Source organism: Haemophilus parainfluenzae, assembly GCF_014931275.1.
GTDB lineage: Bacteria > Pseudomonadota > Gammaproteobacteria > Enterobacterales > Pasteurellaceae > Haemophilus_D.
Genome location: NZ_CP063110.1, coordinates 295,953 through 318,653, shown reverse-complemented (window position 1 = coordinate 318,653; position 22,701 = coordinate 295,953). Strand labels below are relative to the sequence as shown.

Below are 22,701 nucleotides of genomic sequence, written 5' to 3'. Positions count from 1 at the left end.
GATGCTGTGCAATAAATTGAGTATTTATTGTGTTTTAGTGCTTGAGCGAGATAAGGCGCACGAATAATTGATGTCAAAATGAGAGATAAAAAAGAGACCTTTCAATGAAAGGTCTCTCTTCGTATTGATAATCTTGTATTAATACAATTTAGAATGGAATGTTGTCATCAAATGCGTCCATTGGTGGCTCAGCTTGTGGCGCTGGCGCAGATTGTGCTGGACGAGATTGATAGCTTGGTTGTGATGCTGATTGTGCAGGTGTATAACCGCCCATCTCTTGATTACGACCACCTAACATTTGTAAGTTATCACCTTGGATTTCAGTGGTGTAACGATCTTGGCCGTTGTTATCTTGCCATTTACGGGTTTTTAAACGACCTTCAACATAAACTTGTGAGCCTTTGCGTAAGTATTGACCCGCAATTTCCGCTAAACGACGATATAACACGATGCGGTGCCATTCGGTCACTTCACGACGTTCGCCAGTGTTTTTATCTGTCCAGCTTTCACTTGTCGCCACGCTGATATTTGCTACCGCTTCGCCATTTGGCATTGTGCGGATTTCAGGATCATTACCTAAATTACCTACGATGATTACTTTATTAATACCTGCCATAGAATCCTCTATATTTTAGAAATAAGATGAAAAATTTTGGCTATTTTGCCTTAAAAGAAACAAAAGATCCATAAAAATTAACTGGATATTTGCACAGATATTGAAATATGCGATAATGGTCGCAATTTTTGAATTTATTTTCTTAAGGCAATCGCTTTTTTTATGGATACTATCGACATTCGTGGGGCTAGAACCCACAACCTCAAAAACATCAATTTAACCATTCCGCGCGATAAATTAATTGTGATAACAGGCTTGTCTGGTTCGGGCAAATCTTCTTTAGCATTTGATACGCTTTATGCGGAAGGGCAGCGCCGTTATGTGGAATCACTTTCTGCTTACGCGCGCCAGTTCCTTTCTTTGATGGAAAAACCTGATGTGGATTCGATTGAGGGCTTGTCGCCGGCGATTTCTATTGAGCAAAAATCCACTTCTCATAACCCACGTTCAACCGTGGGCACGATCACCGAAATTTATGATTACCTGCGTTTGTTGTTTGCTCGCGTAGGGGAGCCTCGTTGTCCGGATCATGATGTGCCATTAACGGCACAAACCATCAGCCAAATGGTGGATAAAGTTTTAAGTCTGCCAGAAGAAAGCAAAATGATGTTGCTTGCGCCTGTGGTGAAAAACCGTAAAGGTGAGCACGTTAAGTTGTTAGATAGCTTGGCGGCACAAGGTTATATTCGTGCAAGAATTGATGGTGAGATTTGTGATTTATCTGATCCACCAGAACTTGCTTTACAGAAAAAACATACCATTGAAGTGGTGGTGGATCGTTTTAAAGTGCGGTCAGATTTAGCCACACGTTTGGCAGAATCCTTTGAAACGGCTTTGGAGCTTTCTGGTGGTACAGCAGTTGTGGCGGATATGGATAATCCTAAAGCTGAAGAATTGGTTTTCTCGGCGAATTTTGCTTGTCCACATTGTGGCTATTCCGTACCGGAATTAGAGCCTCGCTTGTTCTCATTTAATAACCCGGCAGGGGCGTGTCCGACTTGTGATGGCTTAGGTGTTCAGCAGTTCTTTGATGAAAGCCGTGTGGTACAAAATGAAAGTATTTCTCTTGCAGGCGGTGCGGTAAAAGGTTGGGATCGTCGCAATTTCTATTACTATCAAATGCTTACCTCGTTAGCGAAACATTATAAATTTGATATTGAAACGCCATACGAAGATTTGCCACAAAAAATTAAAGATATTGTGATGCACGGTTCAGGCAAGGAAGAAATTGAATTCCAATATATGAACGACCGTGGCGATGTGGTGATCCGCAAACATCCTTTTGAAGGGATTTTGAATAACATGGCTCGCCGTTATAAAGAAACGGAATCCATGTCTGTACGCGAAGAATTGGCAAAAAATATCAGCAACCGCCCTTGTGCAGATTGTGGTGGTTCACGTCTTCGCCCTGAAGCTCGAAACGTGTATATTGGCAGCATTAACTTGCCGCAAATTTCAGAGAAAAGCATTGGTGAAAGCCTTGAGTTTTTCCAAGGACTCACCTTAACGGGTCAAAAAGCACAAATTGCGGAAAAAATCCTGAAAGAGATCAAAGAGCGGTTGGAATTCTTAGTGAATGTGGGGTTGAATTATCTTTCCCTTTCTCGCTCAGCAGAAACCCTTTCGGGCGGTGAAGCGCAACGTATTCGACTAGCTAGCCAAATTGGTGCGGGATTAGTGGGAGTCATGTATGTTTTGGATGAGCCTTCTATCGGTTTGCATCAACGCGATAATGAACGCTTACTAAATACACTGATTCACTTGCGTAATTTGGGTAACACCGTGATCGTGGTGGAACACGATGAAGATGCCATTCGAGAAGCCGATCATATTATTGATATTGGCCCTGGAGCTGGTGTACATGGTGGCCAAGTGATCGCTCAGGGGACAGCCAAAGAAATTATGGCGAACCCAAATTCGATTACGGGTAAGTTCTTATCGGGTGAAGAAAAAATCGAAATTCCGAAAAAACGAACCGCACTTGATAAAAGCAAACTTCTAAAATTAAAAGGTGCGACAGGGAATAATCTGAAAGGTGTGAATTTAGAGATCCCAGTGGGCTTATTTACTTGTATTACGGGGGTATCAGGTTCAGGTAAATCAACGCTAATTAATGATACGTTATTCCCATTGGCTCAAAACGCCTTAAATCGTGCGGAAAAAACGGATTTTGCGCCTTATAAATCCATTGAAGGCTTGGAATATTTTGACAAAGTGATCGATATTAACCAAAGCCCGATCGGTCGTACACCACGTTCTAACCCTGCGACTTACACGGGGGTATTTACCCCAATTCGTGAATTATTTGCGGGCGTACCAGAAGCGCGTGCGCGTGGTTATAATCCAGGACGTTTTAGCTTTAACGTACGCGGTGGTCGTTGTGAAGCATGCCAAGGTGATGGTGTGCTAAAAGTGGAAATGCACTTCTTGCCGGATGTGTATGTGCCTTGTGATCAATGTAAAGGTAAACGCTATAATCGTGAAACCTTGGAGATCCGTTATAAAGGCAAAACTATTCACCAAGTGTTAGATATGACGGTAGAAGAAGCCCGTGAGTTTTTTGATGCCATCCCAATGATTGCGCGTAAATTGCAAACCCTAATGGATGTAGGCTTGTCTTATATTCGTTTAGGTCAGTCTTCTACCACGCTTTCAGGTGGTGAGGCACAACGTGTTAAGTTAGCAACGGAGCTTTCAAAACGTGATACCGGTAAAACCCTTTATATTTTGGATGAACCGACAACTGGTCTGCATTTTGCCGATATAAAACAGCTTCTCGAAGTGTTACATCGCTTACGCGATCAAGGCAATACTATCGTGGTGATCGAACACAACTTAGATGTGATCAAAACCGCAGACTGGATTGTGGATCTTGGTCCAGAAGGGGGCAGTGGCGGTGGTCAAATCATCGCGACAGGCACACCGGAAGAGGTCGCCAAAGTCAAAGGCTCGCACACTGCGAGATTCCTAAAAGACATTTTGGCAAAAGGCTAGAAAAAATAACCGTACTTTTGAATATCATCAAAGTGCGGTTATTTTTTGAGGTTTTTTAATGGCGATTTCCAAAAGGCGGTTTGGCGAACCAGACGATAATGAATAATGCTAGGAAAGTAATTGCCGATAGCCAGAAAATCTCATTAGCGCCAATAATAAAGCCCTGAGCGGTGATTTGTCTGGCAAGATATGATGCTGTTTGTTGTTCGTTTAGACCAAAACTTGCCATCGTCTGGAAGAACTGTTGGGAAATTGGATTATATGGAGTAATCGCTTCCGTGAGTTGAGTATGATGTACAGCTTCACGGTTATACCACATAAATGTCGTGAGGGATGTTCCTACCGAACCAGCAAGGGTTCGAAGGAAATTAAATAAACTCGATGCCGAAGCCATTTTTTCGGGTGGTAAACCTGAAAGCGTAATGGTTGTCAGCGGCATAAAGAAGCAAGCGACCGCTAAACCTTGCACAAATTGTGGCAATGCAACATCGGCAAAGGTCATGCCAGGCTCAAAGGTCACGGCTCGCCAATAAAAGGTCAGGGCATAAACCATAAAGCTGATTGTGACTAAAATTCGCATATCAATTTTATGCCCTAATTTACCAATGATTGGCGAAAGTAAAATCGGGAATAATCCCACAGGGGCGGCTGCGAGCCCTGCCCAAGTCGCGGTGTAGCCGTAAACTTGTTGGAGTAGAAGTGGGATAAGTACAACAGACCCCAAATACACCAAAAAGGCGAGACTGGTTGAAAGGCAGCCTACGCTAAAGTTGCGTGATTTGAACAGTGAAATATCCACAATGGGATTGTCATCAGTGAGTTCCCAAATGGTGAGCGCGATCAAACATACAACCGCAATCACGGTGAGAACAATAATCTCCGTTGAATTAAACCAATCTTGCTCTCTTCCTTGGTCCAGCATTAATTGCAAGCAGCCTACGCCAAGAACTAATAAAACAAGCCCAACGGTATCAATAGGTTGATGAGATATTTGGCTTTCTCTATCGCCTAGAATTTTCCAACTCATTAAGACGACGGCCAATCCAATGGGAACATTGATGAAAAAGATCCAACCCCAATGAATGTTATCGCTGATCCAGCCGCCTAAAATGGGCCCAAAAATAGGAGCGACCACCACGGTCATTGACCAAAATGCCAGTGCCATGCCACGTTTTTTAGGCGGATAGTTATTGAGTAATAAACTTTGCGAAAGAGGAATGATTGGACCGGCAACTGCACCTTGGATGACGCGGCAAATAATCAACATTTCCAAACTGTGTGAAATGCCACAAAGCCAAGAGGCAAGGACGAAAAGTAAGGTTGAGATTAAAAATAACCGCACTTCACCGAAACGTTTTGCCAGCCAACCGGTGATAGGAATTGAGATCGCATTGGCCACACCGAACGAAGTGATGACCCATGTGCCTTGGCTGAATGAAGCCCCTAAATCACCTGCAATAGTAGGAATGGCAACGTTAGCGATGGTGGAATCAAGCACCTGCATAAACGTCGCAAGCGAGAGCGCTAACGTGAGAATAACCAGTGCACCGCCTTGTACCGGCGTAAAATGAGATTGCGACATTGTGAAACCTAATAGCTATTGTCGCGAATAATGGATTCGATCAAATTATTGACCGCACTTTCATCATATTGCAGCACATTGGTGGAATAAAGCGTTGTGGTTGGTGCTTGGTTACGCAAGGTTTCGCCTTGGCTATCACTCACATCCACTTTCACGGTGGCAGAAAGTCCAATGCGTAATGGGTTTTCAGCCAGTTGTTGCGGATCTAATTGAATACGCACAGGCACGCGTTGCACCACTTTGATCCAGTTACCGGTCGCATTTTGAGTAGGCAATAATGAGAATGCACTGCCTGTACCCATTTCAATTCCGACAACTTTACCATCAAAGGTTTTATCTTTTCCGTAGAGATCGAAGTGAATTTTAACCGGTTGACCAATTCGCATATGGGTTAATTGTGTTTCTTTGAAGTTGGCGTCTAACCACATTTGATCCGTGGTAACCACTGCCATTAATGCCCCTCCAACAGAAACCGCTTGCCCTACTTGCGCATTGCGACGAGCCACATAGCCTTTAATTGGGCTACGGATTTTCGTACGTTCTAAATTTAACCAAGCTTGTTTTAAATTACTGACCGCACTTTGAATTTGGGGCTGTTCACTTAAAGGACCATCTAGCAATAAGGCTTGATTTGCCTCAAGTTGGTTTTGTGAGGTCATTAAGTTCGCTTTTGCCAGTTCAACGGCTTCTTTTGCATGTTGGAACGATTCTTTATCAATAGCCCCATCTTTGACTAATTGCACACGACGGTTCAAGTTTCCTTGTGCTTGAGCAAGGGTTATTTCATTCGCACGAACAGCAGATTTTAATTGTTTTACGGTGTAATTCAGTTGAGAAACTTGGCGAACGGCATTGGCTAAATTGCTTTTAGCTTGCTCAAAACTCAATTTGGCGTTGGTGTCATCCAGTTCTAATAACACATCGCCCGCTTGTACGGGATCCATATTATCGACATTAATTTTCGAAATATTCCCCGCGACTTGTGCCGATACCATCACCTGATTGCCGCTGACATAGGCATCTTCCGTTTCTTCAAAGCCTTTAATAAAGAAAAACCAATAAGCTGCAGAACCGATTGCAATCAGAAGAAGCAAAAGAATAAAAATGGAAAGCCCTTTTTTACGTTGTTGAGATTTATTATTTGAAGAGTTTTGTGTATCTGTTTGTTGATCGGACATAATGTGAGCCTTATCGGAAAATGCTGAAGTAAAAAAGCTTCAGTCTATAAAATATGAATGTTTGTTCATTATGAACGTGAATTAGAATTATTTCAAGAATGACCGCACTTGTTTAGATAAAAGTGCGGTCAATTTTAATGACGTTTTTTCATAACAAACAGGTGTCGGTATTGCTAAAGCAGAGAGTGGGATTTTGTTATAGTATTTGGATATAAAAGCAAAATTAATATGTGTTTGTTTTTTTAGGATAATTTATTTACATACATTTACATAAATTATATTGAAAATGCCTAGATTTTATTAAGCGTGTGTTAGATAATGGGGATTGGTCTCTGCTTGGGTGTTTTGAGGCAGGCTCATAGTTTTATATTATTAAATTTATGCAAGGGAGTTTCATTTTTTTATGAATAAGATTTTTAAAGTAATTTGGAATCGTACTACTCAGTCGTTGGTGGTGACGTCCGAATTAGCAAAAGGGCAAGTAAAATCATCTTCTGATATTTCAGTGCCGACAGTTGTAGGTCGAGTCAGTAAATTATTTAAATTAAGTGCTGTTGCATTGGCAACATTGGGTGTTGCAGGACAGGCAGATGCGATTTCGGCTCCTCTAAATAATTTCACTTATCAACCGAATAACTTTTTGATTGCTGGTGGCGGTGGTACAGCAACTGATACTGGCTCTGTTGCTATTGGTCATCAAGCCTCCGCAGATCATGGGGGTGTGGCTTATGGCCGTTTTTCTAAGGGAACAGGGGCTAATAGCGCGGCTTACGGTATTGCTACAAAAGCAACAGGTACTAAATCAGTTGCAGTTGGTTCAGATGCTGTAGCGAGCTCAAATTTTGCAGTAGCAGTAGGGGCTAGTGCTAATGCAAAAAATACTGATGATGTCGCGTTAGGTGCAGGTTCAGTCACTGGAAATCGTAATTCATTAACTTCAATTACAATTAATGGAAATGAAGTTGGTAATAATGGTCAAGAGAGTGGAACGTCTGTTCTCGCGGTCGGTAATAGTACCTCTGCTAGACAGGTTCAATATGTTTCAGCAGGCTTAATTAGCGCAACTTCTACCGATGCGATTAATGGTTCACAGCTTTACAACGTGATTACAGTCGTAAATTCAACGGCAAGTACGGCAACATTAGCACAAGCTACCGCAGATAATGCTAAAACTGTTGCAGATGATGCTAAAACTAAAGCAGAAAGAGCAGACGATGCAGCAGCCGGTGCGAAAGGTACGGCAAATAATGCTCTAGCTCTCGCAACAACGGCAAACACTACTGCAAATAATGCATTAGAGTTGGCTAATCAAGCCGCTAATATTTATTTCCATGTAAATGATGGAACAGAGGATATAGATAGACTTCCTTCAGAGGAGAGTTTAAGAACTAATGGCGGCTCAGTTCGTTCGTCTGCTGGTGCACAAGGTATATTTTCTATTACAGCAGGTATGCGAGCAACAACCACCGAAACAGCATATAATGCAATTGCTATGGGTAACGGTGCTTCAGCAGCATCTGAAGATGCAGTGGTAGTGGGGTCTAATAGTGCAGCTCGCACAGGGACAGTAAATGCAACCGTATTAGGTGCTAATTCTGTGGCCGAAGCAAATTCAGTGAATGCGACTGTAGTGGGACAATTCTCTGCAGCGGGTAAAGATTCTGTGAATGCAACCGTTGTAGGTTCAAGAAGTTATGTTCGTCCAAATACAAATGATGGTACAGCATTAGGTCATTACGCTGGTGTGGATAACAGCACAACAAATGGTACATCAGTTGGTGCTCGCACTTGGGTTGGTGAAAATGTAAAAAATGGTACAGCATTAGGGGTGTATAACCTTGTTGGTAATAACACCCAAAATACTATTGCTGTAGGTGTTGCAAATAACGTAAAAGATGGCGTTAAAAATAACACGATTATTGGACACGGTAATACTATTGCATCAAACGGTACAACCGTATTGGGTAATAACTTAAATATCGCTGCAGGTTTAGATGAAGCAGTGGTTTTAGGTAATCATTCAACTACGACAGGTTCTCATCCTATTGCAAATGTAACTGAAGCAACTGTGGGTAATTTAACCTATAGTGGCTTCAAAGGAACCGTTGCAGGTGCAGGTAGCTTTGTAAGCGTAGGTGCGGTAGATGATGAGCGTAAATTGATCAATGTTGCAGCAGGAAATATTTCCGCGACTTCAACAGAAGCGATCAATGGTTCACAACTTTATGCAGTAACTTCACAATTAGATAAAACAAACGAAACAGCGAAAACAGCAGCTTCAAGTGCAAGTAATGCAGTTTCTTTAGCCTCTACAGCAGCTTCAGCTGCAACATCAGCGGCGGAAGTGGTTACCAGCAACTTAAGTAAAATTGAAAGTGCAGCTTCAGCAGCTGTAAGTGCCGCTTCATCAGCAAATAGCTCAGCGACAGCTGCAAGTACTTCAGCGTCAGCGGCAGACAGCTCAGCGACAGCTGCAAGTTCATCCGCTTCAGCAGCAGATAGCTCTGCAACCGCAGCAAGCTCTTCAGCTTCAGCAGCAGATAGCTCTGCAACCGCAGCGAGCTCTTCAGCTTCAGCAGCAGATTCTTCAGCGACAGCAGCAAGCTCATCAGCGTCAGCAGCAGATAGCTCAGCGACAGCAGCAAGCTCATCAGCGTCAGCGGCAGATAGCTCAGCGAACAGCAGCAAGTTCTTCAGCTTCAGCAGCAGATAGCTCTGCAACCGCAGCAAGCTCATCAGCTTCAGCAGCAGATAGCTCTGCAACCGCAGCAAGCTCATCAGCGTCAGCGGCAGATTCTTCTGCAACCGCAGCGAGCTCATCCGCATCAGCAGCAGATAGCTCAGCAACCGCAGCGAGCTCATCCGCTTCAGCGGCAGATTCTTCTGCAACCGCAGCAAGCTCATCCGCTTCAGCAGCAGATAGCTCTGCAACCGCAGCAAGCTCTTCAGCTTCAGCGGCAGATTCTTCTGCAACCGCAGCAAGCTCATCAGCGTCAGCAGCAGATAGCTCAGCGACAGCAGCAAGCTCATCCGCATCAGCAGCAGATAGCTCAGCAACCGCAGCAAGCTCATCAGCGTCAGCGGCAGATTCTTCTGCAACCGCAGCGAGCTCATCCGCATCAGCAGCAGATTCTTCTGCAACTGCAGCGAGCTCATCCGCATCAGCGGCAGATTCTTCTGCAACCGCAGCAAGCTCATCCGCTTCAGCAGCAGATAGCTCTGCAACCGCAGCAAGCTCTTCAGCTTCAGCAGCAGATAGCTCTGCAACCGCAGCGAGCTCTTCAGCTTCAGCAGCAGATTCTTCAGCGACTGCAGCAAGCTCATCAGCGTCAGCGGCAGATTCTTCAGCGAAAGCCGCAAGCTCATCAGCGTCAGCGGCAGATTCTTCTGCGACAGCAGCAAGCTCTTCAGCTTCAGCAGCAGATTCTTCAGCGACTGCAGCAAGCTCTTCAGCTTCAGCAGCAGATAGCTCTGCAACAGCAGCAAGCTCATCAGCGTCAGCGGCAGATTCTTCTGCAACAGCCGCAAGCTCATCCGCATCAGCGGCAGATTCTTCTGCAACCGCAGCAAGCTCATCCGCATCAGCGGCAGATTCTTCTGCGACAGCAGCAAGCTCTTCAGCTTCAGCAGCAAGCTCTTCAGCTTCAGCAGCAGATTCTTCAGCGACTGCAGCAAGCTCTTCAGCTTCAGCAGCAGATAGCTCTGCAACAGCAGCAAGCTCATCAGCGTCAGCGGCAGATTCTTCTGCAACAGCCGCAAGCTCATCCGCATCAGCGGCAGATTCTTCTGCAACCGCAGCAAGCTCATCCGCATCAGCGGCAGATTCTTCTGCGACAGCAGCAAGCTCATCCGCATCAGCGGCAGATTCTTCAGCGAAAGCCGCAAGCTCATCAGCGTCAGCAGCAGATAGCTCAGCGACAGCAGCAAGCTCATCCGCATCAGCGGCAGATAGCTCTGCAACTGCAGCAAGCTCTTCAGCTTCAGCAGCAGATTCTTCAGCGACTGCAGCAAGCTCTTCAGCTTCAGCAGCAGATAGCTCTGCAACAGCAGCAAGCTCATCCGCTTCAGCGGCGGACAGCTCAGCAACCGCAGCAAGTTCATCCGCATCAGCAGCAGACAGCTCAGCGACAGCAGCAAGCTCATCCGCTTCAGCGGCGGACAGCTCAGCGACAGCTGCAAGCTCATCAGCTTCAGCGGCGGACAGCTCAGCAACAGCAGCAAGCTCATCAGCTTCAGCGGCAGACAGCTCAGCGACAGCTGCAAGCTCATCAGCATCAGCGGCAGATAGCTCTGCAACCGCAGCAAGCTCCTCAGCATCTGCAGCAGATAGCTCAGCAACCGCAGCAAGTTCTTCAGCTTCAGCAGCAGACAGCTCTGCAACCGCAGCGAGCTCTTCAGCATCAGCGGCAGATTCTTCTGCAACAGCAGCGAGCTCTTCAGCTTCAGCGGCAGATTCTTCTGCAACCGCAGCAAGCTCATCCGCATCAGCTGCAGATTCTTCTGCAACCGCAGCAAGCTCTTCAGCTTCGGCGGCAGATTCTTCAGCTTCAGCAGCAGATAGCTCAGCAACCGCAGCAAGCTCTTCAGCTTCAGCGGCAGGTTCTTCAGCAACTGCAGCAGCTTCTTCTGCAACAGCAGCAGAAAGTTCAGCAAAACGTATTGAAGACTCTGGCTTGATTAGTAAAGATGGCAAAACAGCCTTTGCAGCGGATAACACCAGCAAACGTGATAGTGCGAAAGCGAAAGGTAAAGATGCAACTGCTGTTGGCTATGGTGCGAATGCAAGTGGTGAAAATGGCACTGCGTTAGGTAATAACTCACAAGCTTCAGGTAAAAACTCAACAGCTGTGGGTCAAGGTGCGAAAGCAACTGCAGATAACTCAGTGGCGTTAGGTCAAGGCTCTGTAGCAAATGAAGCCAATACTGTTTCAGTTGGTTCAGTTGGTAATGAGCGTCGAATCACCAATGTGGCAGATCCAGTTCGTGGTACGGATGCAGCAAACAAACAATATGTTGATCGTTCTGTTGGTGCAGTTCGTGGCGAAATGAAGAAAACTGATAAGAAACTTCGTGGTGGTATCGCAGGGGCAACTGCTGCTGCAAATATTCCACAAGTGACTAAACCAGGTGGTTCAATGGTTGGCCTTGGTGTAGGTAACTACAAAGGTGAAAGTGCAGTTGCAGTAGGTTACTCACGTGCGAGTGATAACAATAAAGTTATCTTCAAAGTGAGTGGTGCAGCAACTACACAAGGTGATTACAATGTTGGTGCCGGTGTAGGTTACCAATGGTAATAATCAACTAATCAAGATAAATCACTCGGGTAGGAATATCCGAGTGATTTTTATTATTTAAGTCATTTGAAAATACGTTTATTTTTGACCGCACTTTCAGATGATTTAAATAATAAAAAGGAAGAGAATTATGCGTAAATATAAAATTGGGATCACCTTTAATTTAGAAGCAAAAGTCACAGATATTTGGGCAAATGGTGCGAATCAAAATGTTATTCATCTTTTTCATTTATTTCAACATTCGTCAATTGTAGAAGATGTTATTCTGGTTTCTTGGGGGCCTGAGAAACGCACTACACCTCCAGAAGGGTTTATGCTTGATGGATTAAATTTGAAATACGCTTATATTGAGGATGTAATTGATCAATTAGACGTATTGATTGAGGGAACATTGGTGATTGAACCTCATCAAGTTACTCGAATGCATCAGCATGGTGGTAAAGTTGTTTGCTATAAAATGGGTAATGACTTCATTATGGATATGGAAAATTTCCTTTTTGATAAAAAAGCAGGCAGAATCTTTAACGGGACCTTATTTGATTCAGTGTGGATGATTCCACAACATGAAAATACCTGTAAATCTTATTTTTCCATTATGTATCGTTGTCCTGCTTATGTGGTGCCTGCAATTTGGTCGCCGGTATTCTGTGATCAGGTGATTAAGCGAATCAAAGAGAAGCATAATCTTACTTTTGGTTATAAACCAGATGCTGAGAAAAAAGCTAAACGTATAGCCTCTTTTGAAGCCAATATTAACGTAGTGAAAACTTGCTTTACGCCAGTGTTAATTGCTGAACAAGCCTATCGTGAAGCTCCTGAGAAAATTAAAAACGTCTATATGTGCAACACCTACGATAAAAAAGATAATCCAACCTTTTTTAATTTCATAGGACGAACTAATCTTGTCAAAAATGGAGTAATGACGGTAGAAGGGCGTTATCAAATGCCAGATTTTCTGACCCGTTATGTGGATATTGTGCTTAGTCATCAATGGGAAAATGGCTTAAATTATGCTTATAATGATGCATTGTATGGTGGCTATCCATTTATTCATAATTCAAAACTTATCCCTAAAGGCGTGGGGTATTACTACGATCAGTTTGACGCATTTGAAGGTGCAAAAGTGTTGCTTGATGTGATTGATAACCATGATAAGCATCATGAAGAATATGTGAAAAGAGCAAATGAATATTTGGATTCTCAATTACCAACTAATCCTGTGAATATTTATTTGTATGAGAAAGAGATCAAGCGGTTGTTTTCTGAATAAGATTTGTAAAAATCCCTCAGTGAGCACTAAGGGATTTTTTATTCAACTTATAAATCTTGATTAGTATTAATAGTGTGTTTATCTATAATATTTACCACAAAGCATTAAATTCTTTTTCATATTTTTCTTTCAAATTAAGAAAATCTACTTTTTCATTCTCTGGCAGTAGTTCATAGCATGTTATTACATACCCATAAATATCATCTACATATTTTTTAAATCCAGGCAACAACTCATTGTTGAGTTTCATATTTTCTATTTCAGTTATTACATCAGATAGATTTTGAAATAGACTTACTTGATTTTTAGAGGTCGCAACAGAACTAATTGAACCTTTTCTTTCTCTTCTATACATATAAAAGCAGTTTTTATAAATCGCATAACTACTAATATATTTAGTAAGAAAAAAACTCCATACCACATCTTCAAAAGATCGCCCTTTTATAAAAAAGAGGTGGTTTGTTAAAATTAATTCTCTTTTTATTGTTTTTGTAAAGGGGAACCCAAGATAAATTCCATCTTGATAAAGACCTTGAAAGTCTTCCCTAAAAGAACCTATTAGCTTATCTCGGTTGATGTAATGGTTTACAATTTTGTCAGGATAGATACTGCTCATATAATTGAAGATAATATCGGGATTATTTTCAGTAATTATCTTTTGTAAATCAGAGAGAACAGTTGTTCCTTCCCAATAATCATCACTATCTAAAAACATTAAATACTCGCCTCGAGCAATTTGAATGCCTGCATTTCTTGCGTCGGATACTCCACCGTTAATTTTATGGATAAAAACAATATTAGAATATTGTTTAGCATATTTGGCGCAAATGTCGATAGAATTATCTGGTGAACCATCATCAACTAAAATAAGTTCATAATTCTGATAATCTTGTGCCAAGACAGATTCAATACATTGCTCGAGGTAACGTTCAACATTATAGATTGGCACAATGATACTAAATAGTGGGTTTTCAACTTTATCTTGTTGTTTTTGGACTGGATTTTCCCCCAATAGATAACGTGCTTGAGCAATATTTTGAGGTTCATGGAATGCAGTAAATTGATCTGCAAGCCAGTAGGGTTTTGTTTCACTTAAAAGTGCGGTCAATTTTTTTGCGACATTTTTGCGGATGAGATAAAGCGAACAACCATAGTTGTACTGATTTGTGTCGCCATAGATTAATGCATCAGGCTCATCACCTATTTGAAATAAACGCTCTCCAGAACGACCCTCGCTATCATGCTGTAATTTAATAATTCCGTAAGAAGAGTATTTATTAGCATAATTGATAGCATGCTGAATGAAGTTTTCAACAGGTTGTATTTCACTTTCAGCAATTAAAACAAAATCATTATCTTGTAACTGTTCATTTTCAGCAATCGTCTTCCAGCACTGAATATGAGATAGCGTGTGGGCAATTTCTTTGTTATTGGGAATCCGATCAAGTAGTTCTTCTGCTTTCTTTAAATTAAATAAGGCTGAAGAATTACCGACTAAGCTAACCTGTTCTTTAGTTACTGCAGAAATAGGAACAACATGAGAGTCAGAGGCGAATTGTAAAAAATGACTCAGTCTCTCTATTTTTTCAGAAGCATAAATCACATAACAGGTTAGTTTTTCCATCGTTTTGATTACCCTTTATTTTTAGCAGTAGTCACTTTCAACGCCATATACCCCACAATCGCTGAAACAGTAGAGCCTAATAAGATCCCTAATCGAGAAAGGGAGTTAATGCTTTCACCTGCATCGGCATTGAAGGCTAGGCTTGCTAAGAACATCGACATAGTGAAACCGATACCGCATAAAATCGCCACAGCAAAAATTTGTTTGAAGTTGATGCCTTGTGGAAGTTTTGCAATGCCAAGTTTAACGGAAAGATAACTGAAACCAAATACACCCAGAGGTTTTCCGATAATTAAGCCAAGAGAAATCGCGAGCAATAATGGTGATGTCAGCATGCTGAGATCAATGCCATCGAAGCTTACACCCGCATTAGCAAACGCAAATAATGGCAGGATAACAAAGGATGACCAAGGAGCAAGAATGTGCTCAAAGTCATGTAACGGTGTTTCGCCATTTTTACCTTTTAATGGAATACAAAATCCGATGATAACGCCAGCAAGGGTAGCATGCACGCCTGATTTTAATACCGAAGCCCATAGGATTATTCCCACCACTATATAGGCGCAAAGTGCGGTCACTTTAAAGCGATTTAATGCGATAAGTACAACAATAGCAACTGCAGCAAAAATGAGTGCTTGTACACTTAATCCGTGTGAGAAAAACAGTGCAATAACGACAATGGCGCCTAAGTCATCAATAATGGCTAAAGCAAGTAAGAAGATTTTTAGTGGGAGTGGCACTTGTTTACTTAATAACGCCATGATTCCAAGTGCAAAGGCAATGTCTGTTGCCATTGGAATAGCCCAGCCATCGGCTAAAGCGGGATCGTGTTGGGCGATAAATACATAAACTAATGCAGGAATAATCATTCCCCCCACCGCTGCAATAGCGGGGAAAATCGCTTGTTGATAGCTTGAAAGGGAGCCTTCAAATAATTCTTTTTTGACTTCCATTCCTACTAAAACAAAGAATACCGCCATAAAACCATCGTTAATCCAATGGATTAAGGTTTTATCAATGGAAAAAGATCCTACTTGAATGCTGACTGGTAAATTTAAAAAGTCATTATAGGTTTGATTAAGCGGTGAGTTAGCTAATAGCATTGCGACTACCGCTGAGAAAAGTAATAAAATTCCGCCAGCTGATTCTAATTTTAAAAAACGCTGAATTTGTTGAATCAAACTCAGTTTATTCATTCATTCTCTCCTAAAAAAGTAATAAAAAATAATAAAGCTTAGATACTATCACAAATTTACTGATTTTGGAAAAAGCGTCGCTGGATAATGTGAGATTTAATCGGAGTGTGATAGATTTCGTGATCTATTTCACAAAATTTATTTTCATTTTTGGAATAAAAAACAATTTAATAGTAAAATCCTTAAAATTTATTTATTCGAGAATACTTATGTTTTCAAAGAAAGATATCATCGTATTAGGCATGATGATTTTTGCTTTATTTTTAGGCGCAGGAAATATTATTTTTCCACCGATGGAAGGTTACTCCGCAGGTAACCATTGGGCAACCGCTTCGCTAGGATTTGTGATAACAGGCGTACTCATGCCATTTATTACATTAGTTGTTGTGTCAGTATTAGGACGTGGTGAAGAACTGACTAAGGACTTACCCAAGTGGGCAGGCGTATCCTTCTTAACCATTCTTTATTTAGTCATCGGTTCAACCTTTGCCATGCCTCGAATTACCAATGTCGCTTATGAAATGGCATGGTTACCATTGGGGCTCGTTGAAGATAGCGCGACGACACGTCTTATTTTCTCTGTGATCTTTAATATTATCGCCATGGGATTCATGATTCGCCCAAGTACCATTATTTCAACAGTGGGTGAAGTGATGACGCCGGCATTGTTGGTATTATTACTCGTTGTTGGGATCACGGTTTTTGTTTCACCTCTTTCTGACATTGTTGCCCCATCGCAGGCTTATGCCGAGAATTCAGCATTAACCACAGGATTAATTAGTGGTTATCAAACAATGGATGTACTGGCTGCGATTGCCTTTGGTGGCATTGTTGCACGGGCGTTGTCTGCAAAAAATGTGACCAATCCACAAAAGATTGTTCAATATACGATTTCAGCGGGTTTTGTATCTGTCATTTTATTAGCTTGTCTATATTTTGCCTTATTCTACTTAGGGGCGACTTCTGATGCGGTGGCACAAGGTGCAACAAATGGCGGCCAAATCTTCTCTCGTTATGTGAACAGTTTATTTGGCACGGCGGGAACCTGGATTATGGCGGGTATTATTACTTTAGCAAGTCTAACCACATTAGTGGGCGTAACCAGTGCGTGTGGTGATTACTTCTCCAAGTTTTCGACGCGTTTTTCTTATCCATTTTGGATTGTCTTCTTCACCGCCATGACGACAATTATTTCACAATATGGCTTAACAAAATTACTCCGAGTGACGATTCCTGCCTTGTTGTTGATTTACCCAATGGCGATCATGTTAGTGGTTTTACAGCTTGTGCGTAATAAATTGCCTTTTATTCGATTGAGCTATTACACCACTATTTTTGTGACAGTTTGTTTTAGTTTGATTGATAGCCTGAAAAACTTGGATATGTTGCCAGAAGGGTTACATCAGATCATGACTCATTTCCCGCTCTATTTACAAGGGCTTGCGTGGCTTGTGCCCGCATTATGTACTTTAGTGCTTTCCATGATATTCGGGAAAACAATTTCAAAATAATAAAAATGCCGACAATGATTTGTCGGCATTTTTTATATCAAGTGCGGTCGTTTTTTCACGTATTTTTAGGCGGCAAGACGTTGTCTCACAATTTCAAATAAACATACGCCTGTCGCAACGGAAACATTCAGAGATGAAACAGAGCCCGCCATTGGAATACTAATGAGTTGATCACAATGCTCACGAGTAAGACGGCGCATGCCTTCACCTTCGGCCCCCATCACTAAGGCAAGAGAACCAGTAAGTTTGCTTTGATAAATGGTTTCTGTTGCTTCGCCAGATGTACCTACTACCCAAATATTATGATTTTGTTGTAGATCTCGTAAAGTACGAGCTAAATTGGTTACGCGAATTAATGGCACAGTCTCCGCAGCACCGCAAGCCACTTTACGTGCAATAGAAGTGAGTTGAGCAGATTTATCTTTTGGCACAATAACAGCGCTCACACCAGCAGCATCCGCAGTACGTAAACAGGCACCCAGGTTATGGGGATCTGTCACGCCATCAAGCACTAACAGAAGTGGATTTTGCTTACGAGTAAGAAGTTCATCCAGATCATGTTCATTCAGCTCTTTCGCTTCTTGCACACGAGCAATCACACCTTGATGCACTTCACCGTTGGATTTTTTATCTAATGTTTGACGGTTTACAAATTGCACCGCAATGCCTAAAGCATAGAGCTCATTGAGTAAGGATTGTAGGCGTTTATCTTCACGGCCTTTCAGCACAAATACTTCAATTAAACGCTCAGGGCTATTTGCTAAAATGCTGTTTACAGCATGGATACCATAGATATTTTCTGACATAGGGTTCTCTTGTTTATTATTTCTTCCGTTTTCTCGTCGGTTTCTTCGAAACATCTTTATTTTTAACCGCACTTTTACGTTTTTTTGACGCTTTAGGTGGCAGTTCCTTAAAGACTTTTTTCACTTTTTGTTTCGCCGTTTTGCCAACACGACGTGGTTTTCTGGCACTTTCGACTAAACTGAAATCTACCATTTTTTGTTCTAAATGAACGGCAACTACACGAATTTTTACTTTATCGCCAAGACGGTAGATCATACCACTATTTTCACCGATTAAACGTTGTTTTGCCGCATCAAATTGATAGTAGTCGTTATCTAAAGTAGAAATATGGACTAAGCCATCAATGAATAAATCATCTAAACGCACGAATAAGCCAAAGCCCGTTACAGATGAGATCACTCCGCTAAATTCAGCACCCACGTGATCTTGCATATATTCACATTTCAGCCAATCTGCTACTTCGCGAGTGGCATCATCGGCACGGCGTTCTGTCATCGAGCAGTGATCGCCTAATAAATCCATTTCATCAAAGGAATAGTGATAGCCGCCAGTATCCGTCGTTTTACGTTTGGCGCCTTTTTCTTTCGCTAACAAATACTTAATCCCACGATGTAGGGTTAAATCTGGATAACGACGAATCGGGGAAGTGAAGTGTGCATATTCTTCTAACGCCAAACCAAAGTGGCCGATATTATCCGCATGATAAACTGCTTGGCTTAATGAACGGAGCAACATGGTTTGAATAAGCTCATGATCCGGACGATCTTTCACTTGCTCTAATAATTTCGCATAATCTTTTGTGGTCGGTTTCATGCCGCCTTCAAGGCTTAAACCGCATTCACTTAAAAATGCACGGAAAGACGTCAGTTTTTCTTCGCTCGGTGTGGCATGAATACGATAGAGTGCAGGTTCTTTATGCTTTTCCATAAAGTTTGCTGCTGCAATATTTGCAAGAATCATGCATTCTTCAATGATTTTGTGAGCATCATTTCGCACAACAGGTTCAATGCGATCAATTCGTCCCATGGCATTGAAAATAAATTTGGTTTCGATGGTTTCAAAATCGATGGCACCACGTTGTTTGCGTGCATTGAGTAACGCTTGATAGAGATGATGCAATTCTTCTAAATGTGGTACTAGCCCTTGATAACGGGTGCGGAGCTCATCATCGCCGTCTAAAATCGCCGCGACTTTCGTATAGGTTAAACGTGCATGAGAATTCATTACCGCTTCATAAAAATGATAATCGGTGAGTTTACCTTTGGCGGAAATGTGCATTTCACACACCATACACAAGCGATCAACTTGTGGATTCAGTGAACACAATCCGTTGGATAAAATCTCTGGCAGCATTGGTACGACACGATTTGGGAAGTAAACAGAGTTACCTCGATTATAAGCTTCAGTATCTAATGCAGAACGTAAACGCACATAATAGCTGACATCGGCAATCGCCACCCAAAGTTTCCAGCCTTTACCGCTTTTTTCGCAATATACGGCATCATCAAAATCGCGTGCATCTTCGCCATCAATGGTCACCAGTGGCAGATTGCGTAAATCTACACGGCCTTTTTTTGCTTCTTCAGGCACTTCTTCCGTGAATTTTTTAACGTATTTTTCGACCGCACTTGGGAATTGGTGAGGAATGTCATGATTACGAAGAGCAATCTCCACTTCCATCCCTTTTGCCATATTGTCACCCAGAATTTCGGTGATGATGCCAACTGGTTGAGTAAAGGAGGCAGAGCGTTCCTGCAATTCAACCACAACAACTTGTCCCATTCGGGCCCCATTGCGATGTTCATTAGGGACTAAAATATCTCGTCCGATACGACTGTCATCAGGCACCACATAGCTAAAACCATTTTCTAAGAAGAAACGGCCGACAATTTGTTTTTTACGACTTTCAAGTACGCGAACAATACGGACTTCGCGACGACCACGGCGATCTAAGCCTGCAGGTTGGGCTAATACAAAATCACCATGCATTACACGTTGCATTTGGTGATTAGGAATAAAGAGATCCTCTTTTTTACCTTCGACTTGTAAAAAGCCATAGCCTTCGCGATGGCCGATGACCATGCCTTTGAATAAATCTAATTTTTCAGGCAAGGCATAGCGTTTACGTTTAGTGAAAACTAACTGTCCATCATTTTCCATGGCACGCAAGCGACGACGCATGGCTTCTTGTTGTTCGTCACTTTTAATTGAAAGTGCGGTCAGAATTTCTTCCCGACTCATCGGGGCATTATTTTCACGAATAATTTGCAGAATGTAGTCTCTGCTTGGGATCGGATTACCATATTTGGATAATTCTTTTTGATAATTCGGATCTGTTTTTTTAAAAGATTTTTTGGTCATTTATTGTTTATTTTATGATTAATTTTTAAGTTATGGGGTAGTTTACAGGTTAAAGGAGGGAATGCAAGCTCGTTATCGGGCGTTTGTGGTAGGACGGTTTACGGCAAACAAAAACCGCACCAAAGTGCGGTTTTATTTTTAAGCTGTTTTAATGCTTTAATTACGCTAATTTTTTGATTTGAGCAGCTAATTTCGCTTTGTGGTTTGCTGCTTTGTTAGCGTGGATTAAGCCTTTAGAAGCCATACGGTCAACAACTTTTTGCATTTCAACGAATGCTGCTTCAGCTGCTGCTTTTTCACCTGCTGCTACTTGAGCATATACTTTTTTGATGTAAGTACGCATCATAGAGCGTTGGCTTGCGTTGTGTTGGCGGCGTTTTTCAGATTGAACCGCGCGTTTTTTTGCTGACTTGATATTAGCCAAGGTCAAACTCCTAAAATTTCTGTTAGATGATTATGACAAAATAAGGGCGTAGAATATGCCGATTTTTTATACTTTTGTCAATGAATAATTTGTGTTGATTTCGGTGAGACACAACCGAAAGTAAGCATCGTTATTTAAAAAAAGCGCTTTCTATTGGCTCACACAAACGATGTGGGCAGGATTTTATCAGTTTTTTTCGTTGGAATATAGCGTAAAAACAAAAATTCTATACAATTAAGGCAAATTTTTTTGAAGAGACCCCTATTTTGAGTAAACGACTTTTAAAATCCGGCATTATCGTGAGTGGGATGACATTAGTGTCCCGTGTGTTAGGTTTAGTCCGCGATGTGGTAATTGCCCATTTAATCGGTGCTGGCGCGGCGGCGGACGTGTTTCTATTCGCTAACCGTATCCCAAACTTTTTACGTCGTTTATTTGCGGAAGGGGCATTTTCTCAGGCTTTCGTGCCGGTATTAGCTGAATATCAAAAATCGGGCGATCTTTCTAAAACGCGAGAATTTATCGGAAAAGTATCGGGTACGCTAGGCGGTTTAGTCAGTATTGTTACTTTGCTTGCCATGGTGGGATCACCTGTTGTTGCGGCGATCTTCGGGATGGGCTGGTTTACCGATTGGCTAAATGACGGACCCGATGCACACAAATTTGAACAAGCCTCTTTACTCTTAAAAATTACTTTTCCTTATTTATGGTTTGTCACCTTTGTGGCACTTTCAGGCGCGATTTTAAATACGATAGGCAAATTTGGTGTGATGTCGTTTTCGCCTGTTTTGTTAAATATTGCCATGATTGCAACCGCACTTTTCCTTGCACCAAGATTAGACAATCCCGATCTTGCCCTTGCTATCGGGATCTTCTTAGGTGGTTTGCTACAATTTTTATTCCAAATCCCTTTTTTGAAGAAAGCAGGCTTGCTCGTAAAACCAAAATGGGCATGGCATGATGAGGGGGTAGCAAAAATCCGTCGATTAATGATTCCTGCCTTGTTCGGGGTTTCCGTAAGTCAAATCAACTTGTTGCTTGATACAGTCATTGCCAGTTTCTTAATGACGGGATCCATTAGTTGGCTTTATTATTCTGATCGTCTATTGGAGTTTCCACTTGGCTTATTTGGTATCGCAATTTCCACTGTGATTTTACCGACGCTTGCTCGCCATCATGTGAATCGAGAAGATAATTCTCCCCAAAGTGCGGTTGATTTTCGCAACACAATGGACTGGGGCGTACGAATGATTTTATTACTTGGTGTGCCTGCCGCCATTGGTATTGCCGTGTTAGCCCAGCCGATGTTACTGGTATTGTTTATGCGTGGCAGTTTTACCTTAACAGATGTGCATGCAGCCTCTTATTCTTTATGGGCATTCAATGCCGGTTTGCTTAGCTTTATGCTGATTAAGATTTTGGCTAATGGCTATTACGCACGCCAAGACACTAAAACGCCTGTAAAAATCGGGATTATCGCCATGGTGAGCAATATGGGCTTTAATGTGTTGGCGATTCCATTTAGTTATGTGGGTTTAGCGATTGCTTCTGCCATGTCAGCAACCTTAAATGCTTATTTGCTTTATCGTGGTTTAGCTAAAGAGGATGTATACCATTTTTCACGTAAAAGTGCGGTCTTTTTTCTGAAAGTTTTAGGTGCAGCCTTAGCCATGGGCGGTTTGGTTTGGTATAACTGCCCGTCGATTCAAGAATGGGCAGCCATGACATTTTTAATGCGTATCTATTGGTTGGTTTGGTTAATTGGACTGGCTGCGGTCGTTTATTTAGGCGTATTGGCGCTCTTGGGTGTTCGTAAACACCATTTACTGACAAAACATTAAGTT

15 protein-coding genes are annotated in these 22,701 nt (G+C 42.1%); 6 read left to right on the top strand and 9 right to left on the bottom strand.

Annotated elements, in window-relative coordinates:
* Positions 1-148: 148 nt before the first annotated feature.
* A complete protein-coding gene (locus tag INQ00_RS01535; protein WP_197547090.1) occupies positions 149-616 on the bottom strand; it encodes a single-stranded DNA-binding protein in 468 nt (155 codons plus the stop codon).
* 162 nt (positions 617-778) lie between these two features.
* On the opposite strand from INQ00_RS01535, the gene uvrA reads away from it, so the two are divergent.
* Positions 779-3,610 carry an excinuclease ABC subunit UvrA gene (gene uvrA, locus INQ00_RS01530; protein ID WP_197547089.1) on the top strand — a complete coding sequence of 944 codons (2,832 nt, stop codon included), beginning with the start codon at positions 779-781 and terminating at the stop codon, positions 3,608-3,610.
* A gap of 55 nt (positions 3,611-3,665) precedes the next feature.
* Here the strand turns inward: uvrA and INQ00_RS01525 are convergent, their stop codons facing one another.
* Both INQ00_RS01525 and INQ00_RS01520 read right to left on the bottom strand, forming a co-directional pair.
* Positions 3,666-5,192, bottom strand: a complete 1,527-nt coding sequence (locus INQ00_RS01525; RefSeq protein ID WP_197547088.1) for a DHA2 family efflux MFS transporter permease subunit — start codon at positions 5,190-5,192, stop codon at positions 3,666-3,668.
* 8 nt (positions 5,193-5,200) lie between these two features.
* Positions 5,201-6,370: an EmrA/EmrK family multidrug efflux transporter periplasmic adaptor subunit gene (locus tag INQ00_RS01520; protein ID WP_197547087.1), complete on the bottom strand. Its 1,170-nt coding sequence runs from the start codon at positions 6,368-6,370 to the stop codon at positions 5,201-5,203.
* Between the two features lie 403 nt (positions 6,371-6,773).
* Here INQ00_RS01520 and INQ00_RS01515 point away from each other — a divergent pair, with 403 nt between their 5' ends.
* On the top strand, positions 6,774-9,083 hold the full coding sequence (locus tag INQ00_RS01515) for an ESPR-type extended signal peptide-containing protein (RefSeq protein WP_197547086.1): 2,310 nt from the start codon (positions 6,774-6,776) through the stop codon (positions 9,081-9,083).
* Here the strand turns inward: INQ00_RS01515 and INQ00_RS01510 are convergent.
* Positions 9,042-11,063: a coiled-coil domain-containing protein gene (locus INQ00_RS01510; RefSeq protein WP_197547085.1), complete on the bottom strand. Its 2,022-nt coding sequence runs from the start codon at positions 11,061-11,063 to the stop codon at positions 9,042-9,044. The genes INQ00_RS01515 and INQ00_RS01510 overlap by 42 nt on opposite strands.
* On the opposite strand from INQ00_RS01510, the gene INQ00_RS01505 reads away from it, so the two are divergent.
* Both INQ00_RS01505 and INQ00_RS01500 read left to right on the top strand, forming a co-directional pair.
* Entirely contained in the window at positions 11,044-11,664 is a 621-nt protein-coding gene (locus INQ00_RS01505) for a YadA family autotransporter adhesin (RefSeq protein WP_155512104.1), read from the top strand. The two genes, INQ00_RS01510 and INQ00_RS01505, sit on opposite strands and share 20 nt — an antisense overlap.
* Before the next feature lie 130 nt (positions 11,665-11,794).
* Positions 11,795-12,934: a DUF2827 family protein gene (locus INQ00_RS01500; protein ID WP_197547084.1), complete on the top strand. Its 1,140-nt coding sequence runs from the start codon at positions 11,795-11,797 to the stop codon at positions 12,932-12,934.
* 91 nt (positions 12,935-13,025) lie between these two features.
* Here the strand turns inward: INQ00_RS01500 and INQ00_RS01495 are convergent, their stop codons facing one another.
* Entirely contained in the window at positions 13,026-14,558 is a 1,533-nt protein-coding gene (locus INQ00_RS01495; RefSeq protein WP_197547083.1) for a glycosyltransferase, read from the bottom strand.
* 8 nt (positions 14,559-14,566) lie between these two features.
* Positions 14,567-15,754 (bottom strand): Na+/H+ antiporter NhaA, encoded by a 1,188-nt coding sequence (gene nhaA, locus INQ00_RS01490; protein ID WP_197547082.1) that lies wholly within the window; start codon positions 15,752-15,754, stop codon positions 14,567-14,569.
* Positions 15,755-15,963: 209 nt separating this feature from the next.
* On the opposite strand from nhaA, the gene brnQ reads away from it, so the two are divergent.
* Positions 15,964-17,265, top strand: a complete 1,302-nt coding sequence (gene brnQ, locus INQ00_RS01485) for a branched-chain amino acid transport system II carrier protein (protein WP_197547081.1) — start codon at positions 15,964-15,966, stop codon at positions 17,263-17,265.
* A gap of 65 nt (positions 17,266-17,330) precedes the next feature.
* Here the strand turns inward: brnQ and rlmB are convergent, their stop codons facing one another.
* From rlmB to rpsT, 3 genes are all read right to left on the bottom strand, one after another.
* Positions 17,331-18,071 carry a 23S rRNA (guanosine(2251)-2'-O)-methyltransferase RlmB gene (gene rlmB / locus INQ00_RS01480; RefSeq protein ID WP_197547080.1) on the bottom strand — a complete coding sequence of 247 codons (741 nt, stop codon included), beginning with the start codon at positions 18,069-18,071 and terminating at the stop codon, positions 17,331-17,333.
* Positions 18,072-18,087: 16 nt separating this feature from the next.
* A complete protein-coding gene (gene rnr, locus INQ00_RS01475; protein ID WP_197547079.1) occupies positions 18,088-20,433 on the bottom strand; it encodes a ribonuclease R in 2,346 nt (781 codons plus the stop codon).
* 160 nt (positions 20,434-20,593) lie between these two features.
* Complete coding sequence (rpsT, locus tag INQ00_RS01470; protein WP_005695217.1) at positions 20,594-20,857, bottom strand: 30S ribosomal protein S20; 264 nt, start codon at positions 20,855-20,857, stop codon at positions 20,594-20,596.
* Between the two features lie 266 nt (positions 20,858-21,123).
* On the opposite strand from rpsT, the gene murJ reads away from it, so the two are divergent.
* The gene (murJ, locus tag INQ00_RS01465) at positions 21,124-22,698 is read left to right on the top strand and encodes a murein biosynthesis integral membrane protein MurJ (RefSeq protein ID WP_197547078.1); all 1,575 of its coding nucleotides are present in this window, start codon (positions 21,124-21,126) and stop codon (positions 22,696-22,698) included.
* Positions 22,699-22,701: the final 3 nt, after the last annotated feature.

Excerpts from the sequence above, each read along its gene's own strand:
- INQ00_RS01525 (WP_197547088.1), bottom strand. The coding sequence starts at position 5,192 with ATGTCGCAATCTCATTTTACGCCGGTACAAGGCGGTGCACTGGTTATT.
- rlmB (WP_197547080.1), bottom strand. The coding sequence starts at position 18,071 with ATGTCAGAAAATATCTATGGTATCCATGCTGTAAACAGCATTTTAGCA.
- INQ00_RS01515 (WP_197547086.1), top strand. The coding sequence starts at position 6,774 with ATGAATAAGATTTTTAAAGTAATTTGGAATCGTACTACTCAGTCGTTG.
- nhaA (WP_197547082.1), bottom strand. The coding sequence starts at position 15,754 with ATGAATAAACTGAGTTTGATTCAACAAATTCAGCGTTTTTTAAAATTA.
- INQ00_RS01495 (WP_197547083.1), bottom strand. The coding sequence starts at position 14,558 with ATGGAAAAACTAACCTGTTATGTGATTTATGCTTCTGAAAAAATAGAG.
- uvrA (WP_197547089.1), top strand. The coding sequence starts at position 779 with ATGGATACTATCGACATTCGTGGGGCTAGAACCCACAACCTCAAAAAC.
- brnQ (WP_197547081.1), top strand. The coding sequence starts at position 15,964 with ATGTTTTCAAAGAAAGATATCATCGTATTAGGCATGATGATTTTTGCT.
- rnr (WP_197547079.1), bottom strand. The coding sequence starts at position 20,433 with ATGACCAAAAAATCTTTTAAAAAAACAGATCCGAATTATCAAAAAGAA.
- INQ00_RS01535 (WP_197547090.1), bottom strand. The coding sequence starts at position 616 with ATGGCAGGTATTAATAAAGTAATCATCGTAGGTAATTTAGGTAATGAT.
- INQ00_RS01520 (WP_197547087.1), bottom strand. The coding sequence starts at position 6,370 with ATGTCCGATCAACAAACAGATACACAAAACTCTTCAAATAATAAATCT.
- INQ00_RS01500 (WP_197547084.1), top strand. The coding sequence starts at position 11,795 with ATGCGTAAATATAAAATTGGGATCACCTTTAATTTAGAAGCAAAAGTC.